Source organism: Pseudoalteromonas sp. Ld19, from assembly GCF_045064135.1.
GTDB lineage: Bacteria > Pseudomonadota > Gammaproteobacteria > Enterobacterales > Alteromonadaceae > Pseudoalteromonas > Pseudoalteromonas aliena.
Genome location: NZ_JBISHA010000021.1, coordinates 191629 through 212614, shown reverse-complemented (window position 1 = coordinate 212614; position 20986 = coordinate 191629). Strand labels below are relative to the sequence as shown.

Sequence of the window (20986 nt, the reverse complement as noted above, 5' to 3'; positions counted from 1 at the left end):
TTTAATGAGTTTAGAAAATGCCTCATAACGAGGCATTTTTTTTGTCTTTCAAATAGTGGAACCACTGCACTAGAACCGTTAAAACGACTGCGCTGAACATCAGGCTCGAAAAAGGCACAGCACTTTTTGCATGCATAATGGCCAGTAGTGGGCCAACTAGGGCACCACTACCAAAGCGCAGAGTGCCGATAACCGCTGTAGCCGTCCCTGTATTTTTCTCAAACTTCATTAAAATTAGTGAGTCGGCATTACTTGCCGTGATACCTAAACTCATCATTAACGGTGCAATGCTTGCCACAATGTAATAAAGCGGCATGTGCAGTAAGCTAAATGTTAACAACGCACCACCTGAAAGCAATCCACATATTAGGCCGTAGTAGAGCATTTTACGCGAGCCAATACGCGGCACTATACGCGTGTTCAAAAAGTTACCAAACATAAGCGCCATTACGTTAAAAGCAAACAATACTCCAAATAATTGCTCTGATACTTTAAATAAATCAAGGTATACAAAAGGCACTGAAGTTAAAAAGCAAAAAAAGCCGAACGATACAAACATAGAGCTTAAAATATCTGCGCGAGCTTCTTTATTACTTAATATTATTTTGTAACTATCGAAAAAAAGCGCTAAGCCTTTTTTTTCATTTGTGTGGATTGGAATATCGATTAAATACACTTGTACAAAGGCTAAAATAATAAAGCTATATGCAGCTAGCACTAAAAAAATAGTCGACCACAAAGAAAACCCTAAAATTAATGAGCCGATTGAAGGCGCAAGTAATGGGGCTATCATCATGATCATAGACACATAAGACATACCCTTAGCCGTATTTTTCTGATACATATGCCTAATAATGCCAGGCACAACCACTGTGGCGGCTGCACCTGTGAATGCTTGTACTGCTCTTAGTATCCAAAAAGCGTGTATTTCGGTGGTAAATGCGAGTGCAAGTGAGCTTGCACCAAATAACGTTAAACCTATTTTAGCAAGTTTACGACGACCAATTTGATCGGCTATAGGTCCAAAAAAGAGCATACCTAATGAATAACCTGCTAAATAGATACTTAAAGAAATTTGCACATTTGGCATGCTTGTTTGTAAATCGTTTGCAATAACCAACATTGCTGGTAAGTACATATCAATCGCCAGCGGGGTAATTGCTACAATACTGGCTAACAAAGGCAATAAAATACGGGTATTAAAAGACGAGACCGAGGCGTCCATGTATAAACTCAATCATTACTAAAACAAGACTTATAGTGTAACAGGGCATTGTATTTGGATAAACTTAGTTTGCCTGCTAAGTTTATCCTTTCATCGTATATTGTCAGTATTCATGTGTTGTTATTGCTTGTTTGTGGGCAAGAACATTAGACACAGACATGATTTATTAAAAGCTAAACACACCCTAATGTAGCCTCGCACAAAGCAAATATTTAAAACGGGCACTGCGTTTGCTATTCTACAAGTAATAAAAAATAATGAGTTGGAAAAATACAATGAAAAAATTAGTACTTGCCGTACTCGCCACGGCGGTTTTAGCTGGCTGTAAAACATCACCGACAGGGCGCACGCAAATAGCACTTTACTCAGATCAACAAATGAGCGAAATGGGCACTGCGAGTTTTGCTGATATGAAAAAAAATCAGCCAATCAATAAAGATTCAAAAACAAATGCTTATGTAAATTGTATTGCTGAAAAAGTAGTCGCTGTATTACCTAAAGAATATGCATCTCAAAATTGGGAAGTGGTTGTATTTGAAGACGAGTCAGCCAATGCGTTTGCATTACCTGGCGGTTACATTGGCGTGCACACAGGCCTATTAAAAATAGCCACGAATCAAGACCAGTTAGCAACCGTGCTCGGACACGAAGTAGGTCACGTTATTGCAGAACATTCAAATGAACGGGTCTCACAAAGTTCTATTTTACAAACCGGTATGCAGCTTGGTAGTGCAGCACTTGAAATGGGTAACATACAATACCGTAATGAGATTATGCAAGGTTTAGGCTTAGGTGCGCAGTACGGTGTTGTTTTACCGTTTAGTCGCTCTCATGAATCAGAAGCTGATGAAATTGGTTTAGATTTAATGGCACAAGCAGGTTTTAACCCTCAGGAGTCAGTGACACTGTGGCAAAGCATGGGAAAAGCAGGCAGTGGTGCAACACCTGAGTTTTTATCAACTCACCCAGCACCAAGTAATCGTATTAAAAACTTACAAGCGCAAATGAGTAAAGCACTTAGCGAGCAAAGTACAGCTAAAAAACAGGGTAAAAACCCGCAGTGTAAGCTGTAAAAAAGATTTTAAAAACAGCCTGTAATAAATATTAACAGGCTTTTTAACTTAACAAAGGAATAGAAATGCTTAAGGTAAAAGGATTGTGTGTTCTATTAGTTATATGTTCTGTAACTATATTAGGAATTTTAGCTTTATTTTTTTTCAATTTTAGATATGGTTTTTCAAACAGCTTAGAAGTATGGGCAAATAACGGTACTGCGTTAGGAGGGCTAATAACACCGTTAGCGACTCTCATCACAGCGTTGCTACTATACCAAACTATTCTTCTTACTAAAAAACAGCTAAATGAGCAGAAAACAGTGAACGCGATTGCTTTATTTTCAAAAAGAACAGTCCAGTTACAAAGTAAATTTGATAAAACATTAACTGAAACAGATTTATCTAAAAGTAACGCTGTTTTAAAGTTGGTTGGATACTTAACAACTGCAGAGATGAATAATAAGTTTTATGAAATAATTGATAAAACTAATGTTCCACAGAGTAATACTGAGCGTGAATATTTAAAAAATGCTTTACTTAAAGTACCAGTGTACCTTCCAACAGCCTTGTGCATTTATTTAGTTAGAAAAGGAGACAAGGTAGATATAAATATCGGAGAATTAATGGGGTCATCATGTCCCGCAAGAGAAGTGTTTAATATTTTATGTGGTCATTATTTTTATAAAAGTGACGAAGGTAAAAAGTTAATATCTTTTTTTAATCGTCTAATAGTTGGGTTACAAGACGAATCAGACCTTTCTGATAAAGCTACTTTAATAGATGAGTTCGTACTTAACTTTGACAATGAACTTGCCATTCAACTCGTAGAAGATAGTTTATATAAACATGAGTATAAAAAGCTATTACAGGTGCTGGGTTAGTAATTCTAAATTTCAGTATGAACAAACATATTGGCAATATTATGCTCATACTGAAGAACCTAGAACCTAGAACCTAGAACCTAGAACCTAGAACCTAGAACCTAGAACCTAGAACCTAGAACCTAGAACCTAGAACCTAGAACCTAGAACCTAGAACCTAGAACCTAGAACCTAGAACGTCCACTCTACATGTATTTGCGGAACCGACTCGGTCACTTCGGTGCCTAGCTTGTTGTGCCAGTATTGCAGCTCCATACCAAGCAGTAAGGTATTCTCTTTCATTGCTAGGGCATGGCCCATATCCCAGACCAAAATAGGCTGGGCGAGTATCCACGCTTCTACGTTGTTACCAAACTCATCTTCACGCTTTGCAATGTATTCGGCATGCCCTTTAAAACTAAACTTATGAGAGCCAATAGTGAAAGGGTATTCAAAAGCGACATCAAACATCCAGCTATTAGTTTCAATAGGTGCGCCGCCTTTAGCAACACCCTCGCTGTCATCAATATAGGCTGTAACAAGTGTAGATAAAAAATTAAATCCAGGTACATCCCAGCTTAGTTTTACACCAGGTAAATATTTAACTACTTTGGCATCGTGCGCAATATTAATTCCAGCCGTTAAACCAACATCTAACAAGCTACCGGTGCCTACTCTTTCATCATAAAGCGCAGATAAACTAACGGTTGAGTATCCCTCGCCATAAAAGTCATCATCTTGGTAGCTATCGTCCTTTACGTCGTTACTATAATCAATAAAGAAAAAATTATCACCAAACTCATAGCCAGAAGCATGCTGGATAGAGTAAACGGTTGTATTTGATTTTTTCTTAGTAAAAGGGTTTTTTTGAGCGCCATTATTAACGTGTAATGCAGTATTGCTCCAACTTGCAGCCAAAGCAGACGATGTTAATGCAAGCGAACACACGCTAAGCAGAGGAAGTAGTGTTTTAAATTTCATAATGATTTATAACTATAATGTTAGGTTATCTGTGTAAGCGGCAATTATAGCAGAGGTGATTGTTTTGTTGAGTGTTAATTTAACATATGTTGCAGCTATCGGTAATGCTGCAACATAATTACTCGTTAATATATTACGCTTTATTACGACGCAAGCAAATAATAGCAATGGCAGTAAAGGCTAGAATAAAACAGTAATAAGAGGACGTTGATACTTCCCACGGACTAATTTTAAAGGTAGCACCTAACAGAAGTGCTTGCGCGCCATAAGGCAGTGAGCCCTGTGTTACACAAGCAAATATATCCAGTAAACTCGCAGAGCGTTTACCGCTTATTTCACCGTCATCAGCAAGCTTTTTGGCAATAGGTCCCGCGACAATAATCGACACTGTATTATTAGCAATACACACATTACTTGTCATAACGAGTGCTGCAATACCTAATTGATCTGCCACTTTGCGGTGCCATTTGGCAATGATTTTTGTAATTGCTTGAATTTTTTGAGCGATGTAATCAAGGCCGCCATTAATTCGAATAAATTCAGATAAGCCACCAATAAACATAGAGAGTAAAAATATCTCCTGCATATCAGTAAAGCCTTTGTAAATATCTTTTACAAAGCTTGCGCCTTCATAACTTCCTGTAAAGCCCATAAGTGCAGCGAAAATAATACCACTAAATAACACCACAAATACGTTCAAGCCAGCAACTGCTAACACTAAAATAAAGGCATACGGAAGTACTAACCAAATATCGTAATCCTTGGTTTCAACAACTTGAGCAGCAGGTGTTAAATAAAACAACAAGCCAATAGTCAGTATTGCAGCAGGGACTGCAATTTTAAGATTTTCTTTAAACTTGTCTTTCATTTCACAGCCCTGTGTACGTGTGGCTGCAATAGTCGTGTCTGAAATAATCGATAAATTGTCACCAAACATGGCGCCTGATACGATTGTACCGGCCATAAGAGCAGGATCGATACCAGTTTTAATTGATACCGCATAGGCAATCGGACCAATGGCACCAATCGTTCCCATTGACGTTCCCATTGCGGTAGAAACAACGGCCGCAATTAAAAACAAACCAGGGAGCAATAAAGCTGGCGGAATAAGCGATAAGCCAGCATTAACGACGGCATCTACACCGCCTGTTGCACTTGCAACGGCAGAAAATGCCCCAGCAAGTAAGTAAATTAAACACATGGTAATAATATTGTTGTGGCCTGCGCCTTTTATAAAGGTTTCGACGCATTGATTAACCGTGCCTTTATTTAAAATAAAGGCCAGCATAATGGCGGGGAGTATAGCCACTGGAGCAGGAAGCTGATAAAAAGCGTAATCAACCCCTTGTGATTGCAAATATAAACCAGAGCCTAAAAACAGAGCGACAAAGGTTAAAAGAGGGAGTAAAGAAAGTATTGCTTTGTTTTTGTTAAATGATGGCTGCATCATAATCCTCGAAACCAGTTAATTTACAACAGCCAAAAATTTCTCTTTTAGCTGAATTTAGCAAACCGCCTAACTGAGTTAATCAATAACAAAGTTAGAGGAATGCAGCGCCCGCAAGCCAAAGACCAAATCGACGCGAAAGAGAAGTTTAAATGTATAGATGGCTAAAGTAAACTGGTATTGTTATTATTATTTAATTAAAGGCTTACCTGACTATTGCATGACTTTTAGATAATATCTACAAAGTAACGCGATTTTCAGCGATTAATATTTATCCAATTGCATAAAAATGCCCAAACGCGTATTTGCGATGCTCCGGATATATACTCAGATTAGTAAAAAACGGATTCAAATTTAAATTAGGTAAAAACAATGACTACAAATCGAATAGGCGTTTTTGGTGCTAATGGCAGAATGGGCTTAGCTCTATTAGAAGCAGCGACAATTAAAGAGCAAACACAACTTACAGGTGCATACGTTCGTAGCAGTTCATCGTTATTAGGCATTAATGTAAACCAGATAAATAGTGCAGCCGATAAAAATATAAGCTTTAGCGATGACAGCACAATAGATAATGTAGATGTTTTAATCGACTTTACGCTTCCTGCTGGAATGAAAAACCATTTAAAAATTGCTTTGGCACACAAAATTCCTATGGTTATTGGTACAACCGGTTTAACAAGCGATGATATGGCGCAATTACACGATGCAGCTAAGCATATTCCTATTGTATTTGCGCGAAATTACAGTGTAGGCGTCAATGTATTACTGAACCTTGTGCAAACAGCTGCAACTAAATTGGGTGATGATTTAGATATTGAAATATTTGAAGCACATCATCGGCACAAAGTAGATGCGCCGTCGGGTACAGCACTCGCAATAGGCGAGTCAATCGCACACGCTAAAGGCTGGGATCACGACGAAGTTGCTGTATACGACCGCAGCCAAGTAGAAACTGCTAAATCGCAAAATGAGATTGGTTATTCGGTACTAAGAGGAGGCGATATAGTAGGAGAACATACCACCTATTTCGCTACAATGGGTGAAAGGCTCGAATTAACCCATAAAGCGAGTTCAAGAATGACCTTTGCACTAGGCGCTATAAGAGCTGCAGGCTGGTTGAGAAATAAACCAGCAGGACTTTATGATATGCAAGATGTGTTAGATTTAAAGTAGTTTAGTTACTTTTTTAGCTGTTTGGAGTCATTTTCACCTGAAGCCAGTTATTTGTTACAATTTACCAAATAATGTTAGACCTAAATCACAACTTAATGTAATATACAGCCAATTTGCCAAAAATTACTAAATGCGTGTTTCCAATTATACCCAAGTGGCTAGTAAATCCTGGGGTTCAGTGGGAATGAAAATAGTTTTAGGCAAGAAAAAATGTTGAAGGTTTAGTGGTTTACATCGGCTTCATTTAAGACTGCGTAAAACAATTTAAGCTCACAGAAATCTGGTTTTGACGATCCCTCTGGGTATTGGCGGGGTGTTAAGCAATTGCTTACTCCCGTTTTTTACTGTTAGGAGGTTTAACTTGACTAAATCCGCTCTGTTAGTCCTAGAAGACGGCACAGTGTTTCGCGGTACTGCAATCGGCGCTGACGGCATGTCAGTCGGTGAAGTAGTATTCAATACGTCTATGACTGGTTATCAAGAAATTTTGACTGATCCATCATACGCGGAACAAATCGTAACTTTGACGTACCCACATATCGGTAATACGGGTACCAACAGCGAAGACGAAGAAGCGAATCAAATTTGGGCTAAAGGCCTAGTGATCCGTGATTTGCCACTGCTAGCGAGTAATTTTCGTAACGAGCAATCGTTAGATGATTACTTAAAAGAACGTAATATTTTAGGTATTGCGGACATCGACACCAGAAAGTTAACTCGAATTTTGCGTGATAAAGGCGCACAAAACGGGTGTATTATTGCTGGTAGCGAGCTAGACGAAAATAAAGCGCTACAAGCCGCGCAAGCCTTCCCAGGCTTAAAAGGTATGGATTTAGCAAAAGTTGTCTCAACCAAGGAAAATTTTGAGTGGCGCGAATCAAGCTGGACATTAGGCGAAGGATTTAAAACCCTTGATGCTGCTGATGAAAAGTTTCATGTTGTTGCCTACGACTTCGGTGTAAAGCGTAATATTTTACGTATGCTTGTAGACCGTGGCTGTAAACTTACAGTCGTACCCGCGCAAACCTCTGCCGCTGATGTACTAGCTTTAAACCCTGATGGTATCTTTTTATCTAATGGCCCTGGCGATCCTGAGCCATGTACTTACGCTATTGATGCAATTAAAACCTTTTTAGAAACCGACACACCTATTTTTGGTATCTGTTTAGGTCATCAGTTATTAGCGCTTGCCTCAGGTGCTAAAACAGAAAAAATGAAATTTGGCCACCACGGCGCTAACCACCCAGTTAAAGATTTAGATCGCAATGTAGTAATGATCACCGCACAAAACCATGGTTTTGCTGCGCAAGAATCAAGCCTACCAAGTACACTTCGTGCCACGCACAAATCGTTATTTGACGGCACGCTGCAAGGTATTCATCGTACAGATAAACCTGCGTTTAGTTTTCAAGGTCACCCTGAAGCAAGCCCTGGTCCGCACGATGCAGCCCCATTATTTGACCACTTCATCGATTTGATGCAAGCGCGTAAACACTAATTTAACTGGAGTAATAATGCCAAAACGTACCGACATAAAAAGCATTCTTATCTTAGGCGCAGGCCCAATTGTAATTGGTCAAGCGTGTGAATTTGATTACTCTGGTGCTCAAGCGTGTAAAGCACTTAGAGAAGAAGGCTACAGAGTTATATTAGTTAACTCAAATCCTGCAACTATCATGACCGACCCTGATATGGCCGATGCGACGTACATCGAACCAATTCATTGGGAAGTGGTAGAAAAAATTATTGAAAAAGAAAAGCCAGATGCGGTACTGCCTACAATGGGTGGCCAAACGGCATTAAACTGTGCACTTGATTTAGATAAGCACGGTGTATTGGCCAAGCATGGCGTTGAACTTATTGGTGCAACGGCAGATGCAATCGACAAAGCAGAAAACCGTGAACGCTTTGACATTGCAATGAAAAACATAGGTCTAGAATGTCCTCGTGCTGAGATTGCTCACACAATGGCAGAAGCTAAAGACACAATGACCCGCATAGGTCTGCCATGTATTATTCGTCCATCTTTTACTATGGGTGGCACCGGCGGCGGTGTTGCTTATAATATGGAAGAGTTTGAAGAAATTTGTGCTCGTGGCTTAGACTTATCACCAACAAGCGAATTATTGATTGATGAATCGCTGATTGGTTGGAAAGAGTACGAAACAGAAGTTGTACGTGATAAAAACGATAACTGTATTATTGTTTGTACGATTGAAAACTTTGACCCTATGGGTGTGCATACAGGCGATTCAATCACTGTTGCACCTGCGCAAACGTTAACCGACAAAGAATACCAAATTATGCGTAACGCCTCTATGGCAGTATTGCGTGAAATTGGAGTAGAAACGGGCGGTTCTAACGTGCAGTTTGGTATTAATCCTGAAGATGGCCGTATGGTTATCATTGAGATGAATCCACGAGTATCACGCTCATCGGCACTTGCCTCAAAAGCAACGGGTTTTCCAATTGCTAAAATTGCAGCAAAACTAGCCGTCGGTTACACGCTTGATGAACTTCAAAACGACATTACTGGCGGTAAAACACCTGCGTCGTTTGAGCCTTCAATTGATTATGTTGTAACAAAAATTCCTCGTTTCAACTTTGAAAAATTTGCTGGTGCGAACGATCGTTTAACCACACAAATGAAATCGGTTGGCGAAGTAATGGCGATTGGTCGTAACCAACAAGAATCATTACATAAAGCATTACGTGGTCTTGAAGTGGGCGCAACAGGTTTTAACCCGATAGTTGCACTTGACGACCCTAAAGCGAAAGAAAAAATCATCCGTGAACTACGCGAGCCAGGTGCTGAGCGTATTTGGTATATTGCCGATGCAATGCGCCATGGTATGAGCGTTGATGATGTTTACGAGCTGACTAAAGTTAACCGCTGGTTCTTAGTGCAAATAGAAGACATTTTAAAAGACGAAGCTAAAATTGCGGAAGTGGGGATGGCAGGCTTAAATGCTGATTTCCTTCGCAAACTTAAACGTAAAGGTTTTGCTGATCCGCGTATTGCCGAAATTGCGGGTGTATCTGAAGCTGAAATTCGTAAAAAGCGTCATTTATTAAATATCGTGCCAGTATATAAACGAGTTGACACGTGCGCCGCAGAGTTTAGCTCAGACACGGCTTACATGTACTCAACTTACGACGAAGAGTGTGAAGCTAATCCAACAGATCGTGACAAAATCATTGTTATTGGTGGTGGACCTAACCGTATCGGTCAAGGTATTGAATTTGATTACTGTTGTGTACACGCCTCGCTTGCGCTTCGCGAAGACGGTTATGAAACCATTATGGTTAACTGTAACCCTGAAACGGTATCGACCGATTACGACACATCTGATCGTTTATACTTCGAACCAATTACACTTGAAGACGTGCTTGAAATTGTACGTGTTGAAAAGCCTAAAGGCGTGATCGTGCAGTATGGTGGTCAAACACCACTTAAACTAGCACGTGAGCTTGAAGCCAACGGTGTGCCAGTGATCGGTACTTCACCTGATGCGATTGACCGTGCAGAAGACCGCGAGCGCTTCCAACAACTTGTTGAGCGTTTAAACTTACTTCAGCCAGAAAACGCAACAGTAACATCAACGGAAGAAGCATTACTTAAATCGGTTGAAATTGGCTTCCCATTGGTTGTACGCCCTTCGTATGTACTCGGTGGCCGAGCAATGGAAATTGTATACGACGAAGACGATTTACGTCGTTACATGACCGAAGCTGTGCAAGCATCAAACGAAGCGCCTGTATTACTGGATCGTTTCTTAGATAATGCGATTGAAGTTGACGTTGACGCTATTTGTGATGGCGAGCAAGTAATCATCGGCGGTATTATGGAGCATATTGAGCAAGCGGGTGTTCACTCGGGTGACTCAGCGTGTTCATTACCCGCGCATTCTTTATCACAAGAAGTGCAAGATGTAATGCGCAAGCAAGTAACCGACATGGCGCTTGAGCTTGGTGTTGTAGGTTTGATGAATACACAGTTTGCAGTAAAAGACGGCAAAGTGTATTTAATTGAAGTCAACCCTCGTGCTGCACGTACTGTACCGTTTGTATCTAAAGCAACAGGTGTGGCGCTTGCAAAAGTAGCTGCTCGTTGTATGGCAGGGCAATCTTTAGCAAGCCAAGGTATCACTAAAGAAGTGATCCCTCCTTACTACAGCGTCAAAGAAGTTGTACTGCCATTTGCTAAGTTTCAAGGTGTGGATCCAATCCGTGGCCCTGAGATGCGTTCAACAGGTGAAGTGATGGGTGTTGGCGATACTTTCGCCGAAGCATTCGCAAAAGCGCAATTAGGTGCAAGCAACACTTTACCACGCGGTGGTCGCGCGTTATTATCTGTTCGTAATAGCGATAAGCCCCGTATTGTTGAATTAGCTAAAATCATGACCGACTTAGGTTTTGAACTTGATGCAACAGGTGGCACAGCTGCTGCTCTTGAAGAGGCTGGCATTGAAGTACGACGTGTAAACAAAGTATATGAAGGCCGCCCGCATATTCTTGATTCTATAAAGAATAAAGAGTACAGCTACATCGTTAATACCACCGAAGGTCGCCAAGCGATCGAAGATTCGAAGGTGTTACGTCGTGGTGCATTGCAAAATAAAACCAATTATACGACAACCTTGAACGCGGCATTCGCTAACTGTACTGCTAATAAAGCAGATGACCGCAGTAAAGTGACGTCAGTTCAAGAGCTACACCTGCGATTGAACTAAGGAAATGTGCCAAGGCCAACTAGGGCCTTGGTGTTAAGTGAGAAAAGTATGCAATCAATTCCGATGACAGTTCGTGGCGCAGATTTACTGCGTAAAGAGCTTAACGAATTAAAAACAGTTACCCGTCCAAAAATTATCGCCGACATTGCAGTTGCGCGTGAACACGGTGACTTAAAAGAAAACGCTGAGTACCACGCTGCACGTGAGCAACAGGGTTTTTGTGAAGGTCGTATTCAAGAAATTGAAGCTAAACTTTCAAATGTTCAGATAATCGACGTAACTAAAATGCCAAATACGGGCAAAGTTATTTTTGGCACCACAGTGACTATAGTCAATGTAGATACTGATGCTGAAGTAAAATACCGTATTGTAGGCGATGATGAAGCGGATATTAAAAATAATTTAATTTCTGTTAATTCACCGATTGCACGTGGCTTAATTGGTAAACAAATGGACGATGCAGTGTCTATTGAAACGCCAAAAGGTATCGTTGAGTACGAAATCATTGAAGTTGAGTATCTTTAACGTATAACTCACTTTAACGTTTTAAATAAAAACCGATGTAATTACATCGGTTTTTTTATGCCTTTAATAACCTCGACTTTGTTAACTTATTTGGTACGTTAAGATCAATATGTCTTAATAATTGAGGGTACTGATGTCATCGATTAACTTTCCTGAGCCGCTTAAGCCTAATGCTAAAATTGCAATTTGTGCGTTTTCATCTGAGGTTGAAAAGCATTTTCAAGCGCGTTTAGATATCGTATTAAATGGCTTAATATTGCGTGGTTATCAAATAGTAGAGGGCGATAGCGTAAGGAAAAATACGTGCGATCAGCAGCGTGCCAGTGAGCTAATGAACTTTCTAGTTGATGACAGCATAGCGGCTATTATGCCTCCATGGGGAGGAGAGTTAGCACTAGGGATTTTACAGTATATTGATTTTAATGCAGTGAAGGCTGCTAAACCTAAGTGGTTGGTCGGGTTTTCAGATGTGAGTACGTTAGCTTGCGTGCTTACATCTCATTGTGGTTGGGCAACACTTCACAGTGCCAACTTAATGCAGCTACACCCAAACGAAACTGAATCTAATTGTTTAAACGTTTTTCATGTTTTAGCCCTTACTCAAGGTGATCAATTTGAACAAGTGCCTTCTGATTTATACCAAAGTAAGGACATTGATTATGTAAACAATCCAGATGCATTATTTGAATTTACAGAACCGACCCAATGGCAATGCTTAAATTACAACGATACTCGTAAATTAGAGATAACTGGACGGCTTTTTGGTGGGTGTTTAGATACCCTTAGTTCACTGCTAGGCTCGCCTTACCTTAATTTACTTCACTTCAAACAAGCATATGCACCCGAGGGAATAGTACTTTATTTAGAAAATGCAGAGCTAAGCCCAACAGCCGTTGCACGCAGCTTGATTACCCTGAAATTGAATGGCGTATTTACTGGTGTTAATGGCATTGTGTTAGGTCGCAGCGCCGTTATTAATAGCCCACACAAAAAGATTGATTATTACCAAGCAATAGAACTTGCATTGGGAAAATGTATATTTCCCGTTCTTTTTGATGCAGACATAGGGCACGTTGCCCCTAACTTAAACTTAATAAATGGGGCTACTTGTACAATCACCGCTGAAATAAATGAAGGTAAAGTAATCAAAGCCTCATTAAATACTGAGCTTTGTTAGAAGTGTACTCACTTACCTTTGATAAGTAATTAGATTAAAGGGTACAATAAGCCCGCTTTTATAGCGCTCTAGTTATAAAAGTAAATTCTCAGGGCGGGGTGAAATTCCCCACCGGCGGTATGTTTAATGTTACTTGTAACTCAGACGAGCCCGCGAGCGCTTTATTTAACTTATTTTTAGGTAAAGTAAAGGTCAAGCAGATCTGGTGAGATGCCAGAGCCGACGGTTAGAGTCCGGATGAAAGAGAATATAGCTTATTTATGTACACCAAAACGTAGCCTTTTGGTGAGCATTTTTAATGCTGTTTTGGTGTAATTCATGCAATTTTATTTGTATGGCTTTGCCATGCCTTTCAGTGTCCTGAATCTATTATTTTTTATTTGGAATATAATGATGATTCAGTCTCTACTAACTCAATTTGGCGAAAGCCGTATCCGTGTACAAAACGCAATTTTTGCTCTACAGCAAGGGCAAGGCGTACTTGTTGTTGATGATGAAAACCGTGAAAATGAAGGCGACTTTGTTTTTTCAGCTGAGCATTTAACGACTTCTCAAATGGCCGAGATGATCCGCGAAGGCAGCGGCATTGTTTGCTTATGCATGGGGGAAGAGCGCATTAAACAGCTCGACTTACCGCAAATGGTAACCCACAACACAAGTCAAAATAACACCGCTTATACAGTCACTATTGAAGCTAAGCATGGCGTAACAACGGGCGTGTCAGCTGCTGATAGAGTAACTACTATAAAAGCAGCGACAGCCGATAACGCCAAACCAAGTGATTTATCGCGTCCAGGGCATGTGTTTGGTTTAAAAGCACAAACGGGCGGCGTATTAGTGCGTCGTGGTCATACCGAAGCATCCGTTGATTTAATGCAGCTTGCCGGCTTAAAACCATTTGGCGTAATTTGCGAACTAACAAATCCTGATGGTTCAATGGCGCGCTTACCTGAGGTGAGTGATTATGCTAATAAACATAATATGACTGTGGTTTCTATTGAAGATCTCGTGCAATACATTCAAGCTGCGCAGCTTAAAGTAGGTTAAATTACTATTTTATCAGCCTTAGATATATTAAAAGCACGCACCTGTTGCGTGTTTTTATGGGCCTAACTTGCTCTTAAAATATAATAATCACTTGTTTTTATTTACGTTATTTAAGAAGCTTAGCGAAGGAATTGCACTTTCTGTAGCCGCTACATACAGTACTCTATAAGGAATTACCCCATTAAAATAGATTATTCTAACTATACACTTGAAGAATTGTTCGATGTAAAAGCTAATATAGATAAAGATAAATACACTGAGAATTTCAATGCATTAATGGCTGAATTTTTAAAAAGAGAAAACGAATTAAAACACTATAATGATGCGATAGAAAAAGAGGCTGAGGCTAAAAAAATATTACGAATGACCAGCTGCTCTAATAAAAGAATAGCGGGTGTGTTTTTATTTGGTTTGTGTATCAGTTTACCCTTATTGTTGTTCGCTGAACTGTCGATTTTAAGCACGATTAATCAATTTTACAGCGTGGTACTTTTACTTATGGTGGGGTTACCTTTATTGCATTCTTTTCGTTATGGCTGGACACTATCTAAATACGGTATAGTGACTGTAACCGACGATGTGTTTTCCTTCACTGTAATGCAATTTTTTTATAGCTGTACTTTTTGTTCAATACTTTTGCTTACCATATTAAGGTGGCCTTAACAGTTACTGCAGCACATTAGTACAGAGTAATATGCTTGGATCCTTTACTGAATATGAGTTGTATTTATAAATGTATAAGCGAAAAAATAGCAGCTGATATAAACCAGCTGCTTGGTTTGAAAAATTATAAAACTTGAATAACTTGCTCTTTAGCTAAACGTGATTTAGGTAATTTGGCATTATAATCTTCTGCGTCATCATGGTAGCCAAGCACTAAAGCTACATCACAAATGTAACCATCTATCTCTTTTTCAAAAACTTCGCCAATCAGCTCGGCATCTACGCCTTCCATTGGAGTTGAATCAATCCCTAAGCGTTCTGCTGTATGCATTGTATTACCAAGCGCTATGTAAGTTTGTGCTTTAGTCCACCTCGAATAATTGTTATTTTTTAAGAAAACTTCCAGACTTTATTTGAGAGGCTAATTAAAGTGTGTGACATTACATGTTAACTGTCAGTGCTAACGTTATAGTATAAGTGAAAGATAGTACGGCTTATTTTGCTTTTGTAAGCGAGTTAATGCCATGCTATATTGACGTTAACTTATATAAAAGGAATTAATAATATGATCGTTAAATTTAATAAACTTTGGTCTAATCATCCATATCCTGACGCACCTTGTGATAAATCTCTGTTTGGAAATCAATGCGCTATTCGCATGGGGGTTGCGCTAGAAAAGTCAGGAATAGATACTTCGTCTTTTGATAGTATGTATCCTCAACGCCGGTGCTACCCTGGTTTAAAGCATAGTCCTAGACATATCTTGGCAGCTCAGGAGCTTGCAAATTGGATTGACTCTCCTCGTAGCACTGCATTTGGTACTAAAAAAGTAATTAAAGGGGGCGCTTTATCCAAGTTGAAAGATAAAAAAGGAATTATATTTATAATGAATGGCTGGGGTAATACTGATCACATTGACTTGTGGGATGGGGAGTACCTAAAGGGTGGTAACACAGATTGGCTGAATTTAGGTGATGAGATCTGGTTTTGGGAAATTTTAGTATGAGAAATAAATTAACATTTAGCTCTATGTTACTTTTATTTTCTTGTTCAAATATAAACGCTGGCATACTTTTAGATGCTGAAATTTGCGAAGTTTCAATGGACAATAATAGTGAAAAACTACAGTTGTCACCTCCATGCTCATTAGTCAAAACTGAAAATGGCAAGAAAAATTTTTTTCAATTTAATGAAAGTAAAATTTATATTATTTCTGGAGCCCCGGCTAAATTAGAGAAATTAAAAAGATGGTCAGTAAAAGAGAGTGATAGATGTTCACTGGAATATCAGGCTGTTATAGTCGTTAGTAATAAATTTTCTCTATCTAAACTGAAAGATAAAGGTTTAGTGTGTCCTGATATTGGTTTAGATGAAAAGTTTTATCAACAATTTGTCCAATATTAATCTATGAAAGAGTAGTACAGTTTTCTCGCTTACTCCATATACCTTACGGATTATAAAAAACCACTTATTATAATAAGTGGTTTAATTGAAAACTGTTATTAATATAGTATTACTTATAAAACCTGAATAACTTGCTCTTTAGCCAAGCGAGATTTAGGTAGCTTAGCATTATAATCTTCAGCGCTATCGTGATAGCCAAGTACTAACGCTACGTCGCATATGTAACCATCGAGTTCTTTTTCAAAAACTTCGCCAATCAACTGTGCATCTACGCCTTCCATTGGGGTTGAATCAACACCTAAGCGTGCTGCTGCATGCATTGTGTTACCAAGCGCTATGTAAGTTTGCGCTTTGGTCCACGTTGCGTTATTGCCTTGCTCATCAGTATTCATATCAACAAAGGCAAATGCACCAAAAGCCTGTTCGCGGTTTTCTGCTTTTGTACGACCATTTTTAATGTCAGCATCAATGACTTGTGCGTAATCTTCGCGTGTATATTTAGGGTTGTAAGCAAATAAAATAACGTGCGACGCTGTTTTAATATGAGGCTGATTAAATTGAAACTTATTAGCAAAGGTATTATGCATACGTTCTTTAGCTTCGTCAGACTCAATAACAATAAATTTCCAAGGCTGCGAGTTAATAGATGATGGAGATAGGCGCATAGCTTCGTAAATAACGGCTAAATCGTCTTGAGATACACGTTTCGTTGCATCGTAACGTTTTGCTGTGTAACGCTTTTCTAAGTCATTAATAATAGGGTGAGTCATTAGTTTCTCCATTGAGTAGGTGTTTTACCAGTATTTACTATGTTGAGTCAGTTTTAGTAAAAACAAACCCTTTTAAAAATTTATTACAAAAATAATATCGTGTTTTTAAATCACTCTACTTATTTAGTTCAATTGATATCTACGTAAAGTAAGGCCTATCAATATAGCTAGGTACGGATAGTAGTGGATTATTACAATATGATAAACAGGTATATGGTTGAATCATTATCAAATATTATTAGGTAATAGTTTCTTTAATAAATATAAATACAGCCATAGCCACCCAAAATATTGGCTGAAGACACCAATTACATTGGTGCCTTCAATTAATTCAGGCTGCGCGTGTTTAGTATTTATGGAATTAAAAACCTTCCAACACTATTTTGCCAATAGAGCGACCTTCTTCAAGTTCTGCGTGTGCAATACGCAGGTTAGCCGCATTTATAATGCCTAAATTTTTACCAATCGTTGTTTGAATATGGCCCTGATCAATTAACTCAGCAACATGATTTAGTAACTTGCTTTGCTCAATTAAATCTTTGGCATTAAACATTGAGCGGGCAAACATAAATTCCCAATGTAGAGATAAGCTCTTCATTTTTAATTTGCTTACATCGAGTGACTCAGGATCGTCAATCATTGCAATTTTACCAAATGGTGCAAGTACCTCTGTATACGCTTCAAAGTAAGTATCAGTACTATGCAGGCTTGCTACATGTGTTACCGAGCCAATGTTTAATGCGTCAATTTGAGCAGGTAATGGTTTTGTATGGTCAACGACATAATCAGCACCTAGTTTTTTAACCCATGTTTGCGAGCTTTCGCGCGATGCAGTGGCAATCACCGTTGCGCCAGTAATCGCTTTAGCAAGTTGAATAAAAATAGAGCCAACGCCGCCTGCGGCACCTGTTACTAAAATAACTTCGTCTGATTTTGTTGTTGCATTAGCAGCTTGTTTTACAATGTTTAAATGCTCAAATAATAATTCGTACGCTGTTATTGCAGTAAGTGGTAATGCAGCAGCTTCAGCATCGTTTAAGCTCTGCGGTTTAAATCCTACAATGCGCTCATCCACTAATTGAAATTCTGCATTACTACCTGGGCGAGTAATATCACCTGCGTAATAAACCGCATCACCGAGTTTAAATGCCGTTACAGCATCGCCGATTGCAACAACTTCACCAACGGCATCCCAACCAATAACTTTTACTTCACCCTCAGCAGGGGGCATAGATGCACGCACTTTGTAATCGGCAGGGTTAACTGCAATAGCTTTAACTTTAATTAATAAATCACGACCTGTTGCAACTGGCTGTGGTAATTCAACATCAATTAACGATTCAGGATTAGAAACAGGAAGAGATTTTTTATAACCAATGGCTTTCATAATAAGTGTCCTAATTTGTTTACATATAAGGTGCAAGCCATGCTTTGGCTAGCTGATGGATATATAGTAGACCTTGCTTTAATATAGATAAACCGCATAATTGTTGAATCATTATCAAATAAAAATAGATAATATGAACATAGAAGATTTAAAACTTATTTTAAAAGTAGCTGAGTTTAGAAGTATTACGCTCGCAGCTGCTAAGTTAGATATGCGTACAGCCACAGCAAGCGCTGCTATTAAACGTGTTGAGGCAGCCCTTGGTGGTGAGCTATTTGTTCGTACAACACGTCATTTAAGGTTATCGGCTGCTGGGGAGCGCTACATACCACAATGTGAGCAGGCTTTAGCTGTACTTGAGCTTGCAAAGCAAAATCTAAAAGGTGAGCATGACGAAATTGAAGGGGAGTTGCGCGTTGCCCTTTCATCTGACTTAGGCCGTAACTTAGTGATCCCATGGATTGATGAACTCATGGACACTTATCCAAAGCTAAGTTTAAGAACGCATATAAGTGATAGTAATATCGACTTTTACCGTGACTCAGTTGATATAGCGCTTCGTTATGGCTCGCCTAATGATGCTAGCGTTTATGGATTCAAAATTTGTAACGTACCGCGCTTGTTATGTGCAACTGACGAATATCTCTTACAAAACGGAACTCCCGTGCATCCTGATGATTTAGCATCGCATCAAGGTTTGTTTTATCAGTTGCAGGATATTATAAATAATACGTGGGAATTCACCGATGGTGAGTCAAAATATAAAGTTAAAATGAATGGCAGACGCGCCTCAAACGATGGCGATTTAGTAAGGCGCTGGTGCGTTGCGGGTAAAGGTTTGGCTGTAAAGTCGGCACTTGATATAGCCGATGATTTACTCAATGATAGGGTGATTACTGTGATGCCAAAATACCAACATATTGATGGTGAGCTTTGGCTTATTTGCCCAAGTAGGCAGTCAATAACCCCTGCGGTGCGTTTACTACGTGATGTATGCAGAGCAAAATCCCAAGCTATTTTGAAGCAGTTGGTAAATAGAGGCATTATTGATAAAAGCGTATTAAAGGATTAATACGCAATCAGATCAACTTAGCTTTTTATTAAAAAACTCAACGGTACGCTGCCATGCAAGCTCGGCATTGTCTTTATCATATCGACCTGTAGAGTCGTTATGAAATCCATGATTTGCCCCTTTATACATGTGCATAGTGTACTCAACGTTATTAGCTTTTAAATCGTGTTCGTACTGTGGCCACGATGCGTTTACACGTTTATCTAGCTCGCCTAATTGAATCATTAATGGAGCTTTAATATTTTTACGTAAACTTTCACTGGCGGGAGTGCCGTAAAAAGGCACGCCGGCGCTGATTAAATTACTATCTACAGCTGCTAAATAATTAACAATGTAGCCACCAAAACAAAAGCCGACAGCGCCGAGTTTACCGTTACTGTTAGCATGCGATTTTAAAAAGTGTGCTGCGGCTACAAAATCGTTTTGAATTTTAGCGCGGTCCATGGTTTTTTGCATAGCGCGTCCTTCATCATCGTTACCTGGGTAGCCACCCAGTGGAAAGAGCGCATCGGGTGCAAATGCAATAAAACCTACCTTAGCTAAGCGTCTTGCTACATCCTTTATGTATGGGTTTAATCCACGGTTTTCGTGTATCACAAGCACAACAGGAAGTTTACCTTCTATGTTTTTAGGGGTTGCTAAGTAACCCTTGCCTTTACCGTGCCCGTTTGGCGAATCGAATTCTTCGTACGTTGCCGTTATATCGTCATCGTTAAACGACACTTGTTCAGCCAGCGCGTAATTAGGTAATAATGCTGATGTAAGTACAGCCATTGAAAAACCAAGTGCAGCAAGCCCTCCGAGTTTTTTCATAAAAGTACGACGGTCCATTAAACCGTGGGCGTATTCGTCATACCAATCAAAGGCTTCTTGAGGAATGTGATCAGAGGGAGATGTATTCATGGCCGTTCCTTAATTTTATTATGTTATTTAAATACCATAACGTATTAGGAATAAAAAACGAGCAATATTTTCTCTCTTTTTATCGAATTATTAATAAAGCCCAAATACTTATTCTCTTGAAGATATTTCTTTATTATCAAAATTTAATATGTCCTTTATCGTTAGTTCACTCAAGTTTCTACCATCTTTTAATTTAATTTCTACAGTAGTTAGGATATAAACTTGAATACTTAAAACAAGCATAAATGCTGGCATTAAAATATAGAATAGATGCCCTACATTGTTAGCTTTATATTCTCTTTTAACTGTTTTATAAAAAGAGCTAATATTCAAGTAATATAAGTAGAATGATAACAACAATAAAATAATGCTAATTGATAAGTAGATGTAGCTAAGTGATTCAGATGAATTAGCTCTTAAAAAGGTAATTGTAGATGTATAAAAAATTAGACCGACTAATCCAAAATTTCTAATTGCATCAAAGATATCTTTGATTTTTGTTTTCTCATCGTGCCATTGTGCCATCTTAATAAAGTCTTTTTTGAATGCGCAATAATAACT

The 20986-nt window shown here is 39.1% G+C and carries 19 protein-coding genes, 1 pseudogene and 1 riboswitch; of the genes and pseudogenes, 12 read left to right on the top strand and 8 right to left on the bottom strand.

Annotated elements, in window-relative coordinates; translation table 11 throughout:
• Positions 1-22: 22 nt before the first annotated feature.
• Positions 23-1225: a Bcr/CflA family efflux MFS transporter gene (locus tag ACJJVZ_RS12890; RefSeq protein WP_405601007.1), complete on the bottom strand. Its 1203-nt coding sequence runs from the start codon at positions 1223-1225 to the stop codon at positions 23-25.
• A gap of 275 nt (positions 1226-1500) precedes the next feature.
• Here ACJJVZ_RS12890 and ACJJVZ_RS12885 point away from each other — a divergent pair, with 275 nt between their 5' ends.
• Both ACJJVZ_RS12885 and ACJJVZ_RS12880 read left to right on the top strand, forming a co-directional pair.
• A complete protein-coding gene (locus ACJJVZ_RS12885) occupies positions 1501-2298 on the top strand; it encodes a M48 family metallopeptidase (protein WP_405601004.1) in 798 nt (265 codons plus the stop codon).
• Between the two features lie 65 nt (positions 2299-2363).
• Positions 2364-3161 carry a hypothetical protein gene (locus tag ACJJVZ_RS12880; protein WP_405601002.1) on the top strand — a complete coding sequence of 266 codons (798 nt, stop codon included), beginning with the start codon at positions 2364-2366 and terminating at the stop codon, positions 3159-3161.
• Between the two features lie 171 nt (positions 3162-3332).
• Here the strand turns inward: ACJJVZ_RS12880 and ACJJVZ_RS12875 are convergent, their stop codons facing one another.
• Both ACJJVZ_RS12875 and ACJJVZ_RS12870 read right to left on the bottom strand, forming a co-directional pair.
• On the bottom strand, positions 3333-4121 hold the full coding sequence (locus ACJJVZ_RS12875) for a nucleoside-binding protein (protein ID WP_405600999.1): 789 nt from the start codon (positions 4119-4121) through the stop codon (positions 3333-3335).
• A gap of 133 nt (positions 4122-4254) precedes the next feature.
• Complete coding sequence (locus ACJJVZ_RS12870; protein ID WP_077538189.1) at positions 4255-5568, bottom strand: Na+/H+ antiporter NhaC family protein; 1314 nt, start codon at positions 5566-5568, stop codon at positions 4255-4257.
• A 372-nt stretch (positions 5569-5940) separates the two neighbouring features.
• Here ACJJVZ_RS12870 and dapB point away from each other — a divergent pair, with 372 nt between their 5' ends.
• The 7 genes from dapB to ACJJVZ_RS12835 all read left to right on the top strand — a co-directional run bounded on the left by dapB (position 5941) and on the right by ACJJVZ_RS12835 (position 14889).
• Positions 5941-6744 carry a 4-hydroxy-tetrahydrodipicolinate reductase gene (dapB, locus tag ACJJVZ_RS12865; protein ID WP_077538188.1) on the top strand — a complete coding sequence of 268 codons (804 nt, stop codon included), beginning with the start codon at positions 5941-5943 and terminating at the stop codon, positions 6742-6744.
• A gap of 361 nt (positions 6745-7105) precedes the next feature.
• Positions 7106-8242: a glutamine-hydrolyzing carbamoyl-phosphate synthase small subunit gene (gene carA, locus ACJJVZ_RS12860; protein WP_077538187.1), complete on the top strand. Its 1137-nt coding sequence runs from the start codon at positions 7106-7108 to the stop codon at positions 8240-8242.
• A 16-nt stretch (positions 8243-8258) separates the two neighbouring features.
• The gene (gene carB, locus ACJJVZ_RS12855) at positions 8259-11477 is read left to right on the top strand and encodes a carbamoyl-phosphate synthase large subunit (protein WP_405600995.1); all 3219 of its coding nucleotides are present in this window, start codon (positions 8259-8261) and stop codon (positions 11475-11477) included.
• Positions 11478-11525: 48 nt separating this feature from the next.
• The gene (gene greA, locus ACJJVZ_RS12850; protein WP_007375825.1) at positions 11526-12002 is read left to right on the top strand and encodes a transcription elongation factor GreA; all 477 of its coding nucleotides are present in this window, start codon (positions 11526-11528) and stop codon (positions 12000-12002) included.
• A 133-nt stretch (positions 12003-12135) separates the two neighbouring features.
• A complete protein-coding gene (locus ACJJVZ_RS12845; protein ID WP_405600992.1) occupies positions 12136-13179 on the top strand; it encodes a S66 peptidase family protein in 1044 nt (347 codons plus the stop codon).
• Positions 13180-13259: 80 nt separating this feature from the next.
• A riboswitch (FMN riboswitch) is annotated at positions 13260-13432 on the top strand.
• A 140-nt stretch (positions 13433-13572) separates the two neighbouring features.
• On the top strand, positions 13573-14226 hold the full coding sequence (gene ribB, locus ACJJVZ_RS12840; RefSeq protein ID WP_405601541.1) for a 3,4-dihydroxy-2-butanone-4-phosphate synthase: 654 nt from the start codon (positions 13573-13575) through the stop codon (positions 14224-14226).
• A 276-nt stretch (positions 14227-14502) separates the two neighbouring features.
• The gene (locus ACJJVZ_RS12835; RefSeq protein WP_096792863.1) at positions 14503-14889 is read left to right on the top strand and encodes a hypothetical protein; all 387 of its coding nucleotides are present in this window, start codon (positions 14503-14505) and stop codon (positions 14887-14889) included.
• 124 nt (positions 14890-15013) lie between these two features.
• On the opposite strand, the pseudogene ACJJVZ_RS12830 reads toward ACJJVZ_RS12835, so the two are convergent.
• A pseudogene (locus ACJJVZ_RS12830) lies at positions 15014-15265 on the bottom strand (NAD(P)H-dependent oxidoreductase); the annotation flags it as partial.
• Positions 15266-15454: 189 nt separating this feature from the next.
• Here ACJJVZ_RS12830 and ACJJVZ_RS12825 point away from each other — a divergent pair.
• Both ACJJVZ_RS12825 and ACJJVZ_RS12820 read left to right on the top strand, forming a co-directional pair.
• Positions 15455-15895, top strand: a complete 441-nt coding sequence (locus ACJJVZ_RS12825; RefSeq protein WP_232525520.1) for a T6SS effector amidase Tae4 family protein — start codon at positions 15455-15457, stop codon at positions 15893-15895.
• A complete protein-coding gene (locus ACJJVZ_RS12820; protein WP_096792864.1) occupies positions 15892-16293 on the top strand; it encodes a hypothetical protein in 402 nt (133 codons plus the stop codon). Before ACJJVZ_RS12825 ends, ACJJVZ_RS12820 begins: the two co-directional genes overlap by 4 nt.
• 113 nt (positions 16294-16406) lie before the next feature.
• Here ACJJVZ_RS12820 and ACJJVZ_RS12815 read toward each other — a convergent pair whose 3' ends face one another.
• Both ACJJVZ_RS12815 and ACJJVZ_RS12810 read right to left on the bottom strand, forming a co-directional pair.
• Positions 16407-17063 (bottom strand): nitroreductase family protein, encoded by a 657-nt coding sequence (locus ACJJVZ_RS12815; RefSeq protein ID WP_405600987.1) that lies wholly within the window; start codon positions 17061-17063, stop codon positions 16407-16409.
• A gap of 361 nt (positions 17064-17424) precedes the next feature.
• The gene (locus tag ACJJVZ_RS12810) at positions 17425-18450 is read right to left on the bottom strand and encodes a zinc-binding alcohol dehydrogenase family protein (RefSeq protein WP_405600985.1); all 1026 of its coding nucleotides are present in this window, start codon (positions 18448-18450) and stop codon (positions 17425-17427) included.
• Positions 18451-18583: 133 nt separating this feature from the next.
• Here ACJJVZ_RS12810 and ACJJVZ_RS12805 point away from each other — a divergent pair, with 133 nt between their 5' ends.
• Entirely contained in the window at positions 18584-19522 is a 939-nt protein-coding gene (locus tag ACJJVZ_RS12805; protein WP_405600983.1) for a LysR family transcriptional regulator, read from the top strand.
• Between the two features lie 12 nt (positions 19523-19534).
• Here the strand turns inward: ACJJVZ_RS12805 and ACJJVZ_RS12800 are convergent, their stop codons facing one another.
• Both ACJJVZ_RS12800 and ACJJVZ_RS12795 read right to left on the bottom strand, forming a co-directional pair.
• The gene (locus ACJJVZ_RS12800) at positions 19535-20425 is read right to left on the bottom strand and encodes a dienelactone hydrolase family protein (protein WP_405600980.1); all 891 of its coding nucleotides are present in this window, start codon (positions 20423-20425) and stop codon (positions 19535-19537) included.
• Positions 20426-20533: 108 nt separating this feature from the next.
• The gene (locus ACJJVZ_RS12795; protein WP_405600977.1) at positions 20534-20950 is read right to left on the bottom strand and encodes a hypothetical protein; all 417 of its coding nucleotides are present in this window, start codon (positions 20948-20950) and stop codon (positions 20534-20536) included.
• Between the last annotated feature and the right edge of the window lie 36 nt (positions 20951-20986).

Bases quoted from the DNA above. Each gene is read 5' to 3' on its own strand.
- greA (WP_007375825.1), top strand. From the start codon at position 11,526: ATGCAATCAATTCCGATGACAGTTCGTGGCGCAGATTTACTGCGTAAA.
- ACJJVZ_RS12880 (WP_405601002.1), top strand. From the start codon at position 2,364: ATGCTTAAGGTAAAAGGATTGTGTGTTCTATTAGTTATATGTTCTGTA.
- ACJJVZ_RS12870 (WP_077538189.1), bottom strand. From the start codon at position 5,568: ATGCAGCCATCATTTAACAAAAACAAAGCAATACTTTCTTTACTCCCT.
- ACJJVZ_RS12825 (WP_232525520.1), top strand. From the start codon at position 15,455: ATGATCGTTAAATTTAATAAACTTTGGTCTAATCATCCATATCCTGAC.
- carB (WP_405600995.1), top strand. From the start codon at position 8,259: ATGCCAAAACGTACCGACATAAAAAGCATTCTTATCTTAGGCGCAGGC.
- ACJJVZ_RS12795 (WP_405600977.1), bottom strand. From the start codon at position 20,950: ATGGCACAATGGCACGATGAGAAAACAAAAATCAAAGATATCTTTGAT.
- ACJJVZ_RS12890 (WP_405601007.1), bottom strand. From the start codon at position 1,225: ATGGACGCCTCGGTCTCGTCTTTTAATACCCGTATTTTATTGCCTTTG.
- ACJJVZ_RS12810 (WP_405600985.1), bottom strand. From the start codon at position 18,450: ATGAAAGCCATTGGTTATAAAAAATCTCTTCCTGTTTCTAATCCTGAA.
- ACJJVZ_RS12800 (WP_405600980.1), bottom strand. From the start codon at position 20,425: ATGAATACATCTCCCTCTGATCACATTCCTCAAGAAGCCTTTGATTGG.
- ACJJVZ_RS12835 (WP_096792863.1), top strand. From the start codon at position 14,503: ATGGCTGAATTTTTAAAAAGAGAAAACGAATTAAAACACTATAATGAT.
- ribB (WP_405601541.1), top strand. From the start codon at position 13,573: ATGATTCAGTCTCTACTAACTCAATTTGGCGAAAGCCGTATCCGTGTA.
- ACJJVZ_RS12885 (WP_405601004.1), top strand. From the start codon at position 1,501: ATGAAAAAATTAGTACTTGCCGTACTCGCCACGGCGGTTTTAGCTGGC.
- ACJJVZ_RS12845 (WP_405600992.1), top strand. From the start codon at position 12,136: ATGTCATCGATTAACTTTCCTGAGCCGCTTAAGCCTAATGCTAAAATT.
- dapB (WP_077538188.1), top strand. From the start codon at position 5,941: ATGACTACAAATCGAATAGGCGTTTTTGGTGCTAATGGCAGAATGGGC.
- ACJJVZ_RS12815 (WP_405600987.1), bottom strand. From the start codon at position 17,063: ATGACTCACCCTATTATTAATGACTTAGAAAAGCGTTACACAGCAAAA.
- ACJJVZ_RS12805 (WP_405600983.1), top strand. From the start codon at position 18,584: ATGAACATAGAAGATTTAAAACTTATTTTAAAAGTAGCTGAGTTTAGA.
- ACJJVZ_RS12875 (WP_405600999.1), bottom strand. From the start codon at position 4,121: ATGAAATTTAAAACACTACTTCCTCTGCTTAGCGTGTGTTCGCTTGCA.
- ACJJVZ_RS12820 (WP_096792864.1), top strand. From the start codon at position 15,892: ATGAGAAATAAATTAACATTTAGCTCTATGTTACTTTTATTTTCTTGT.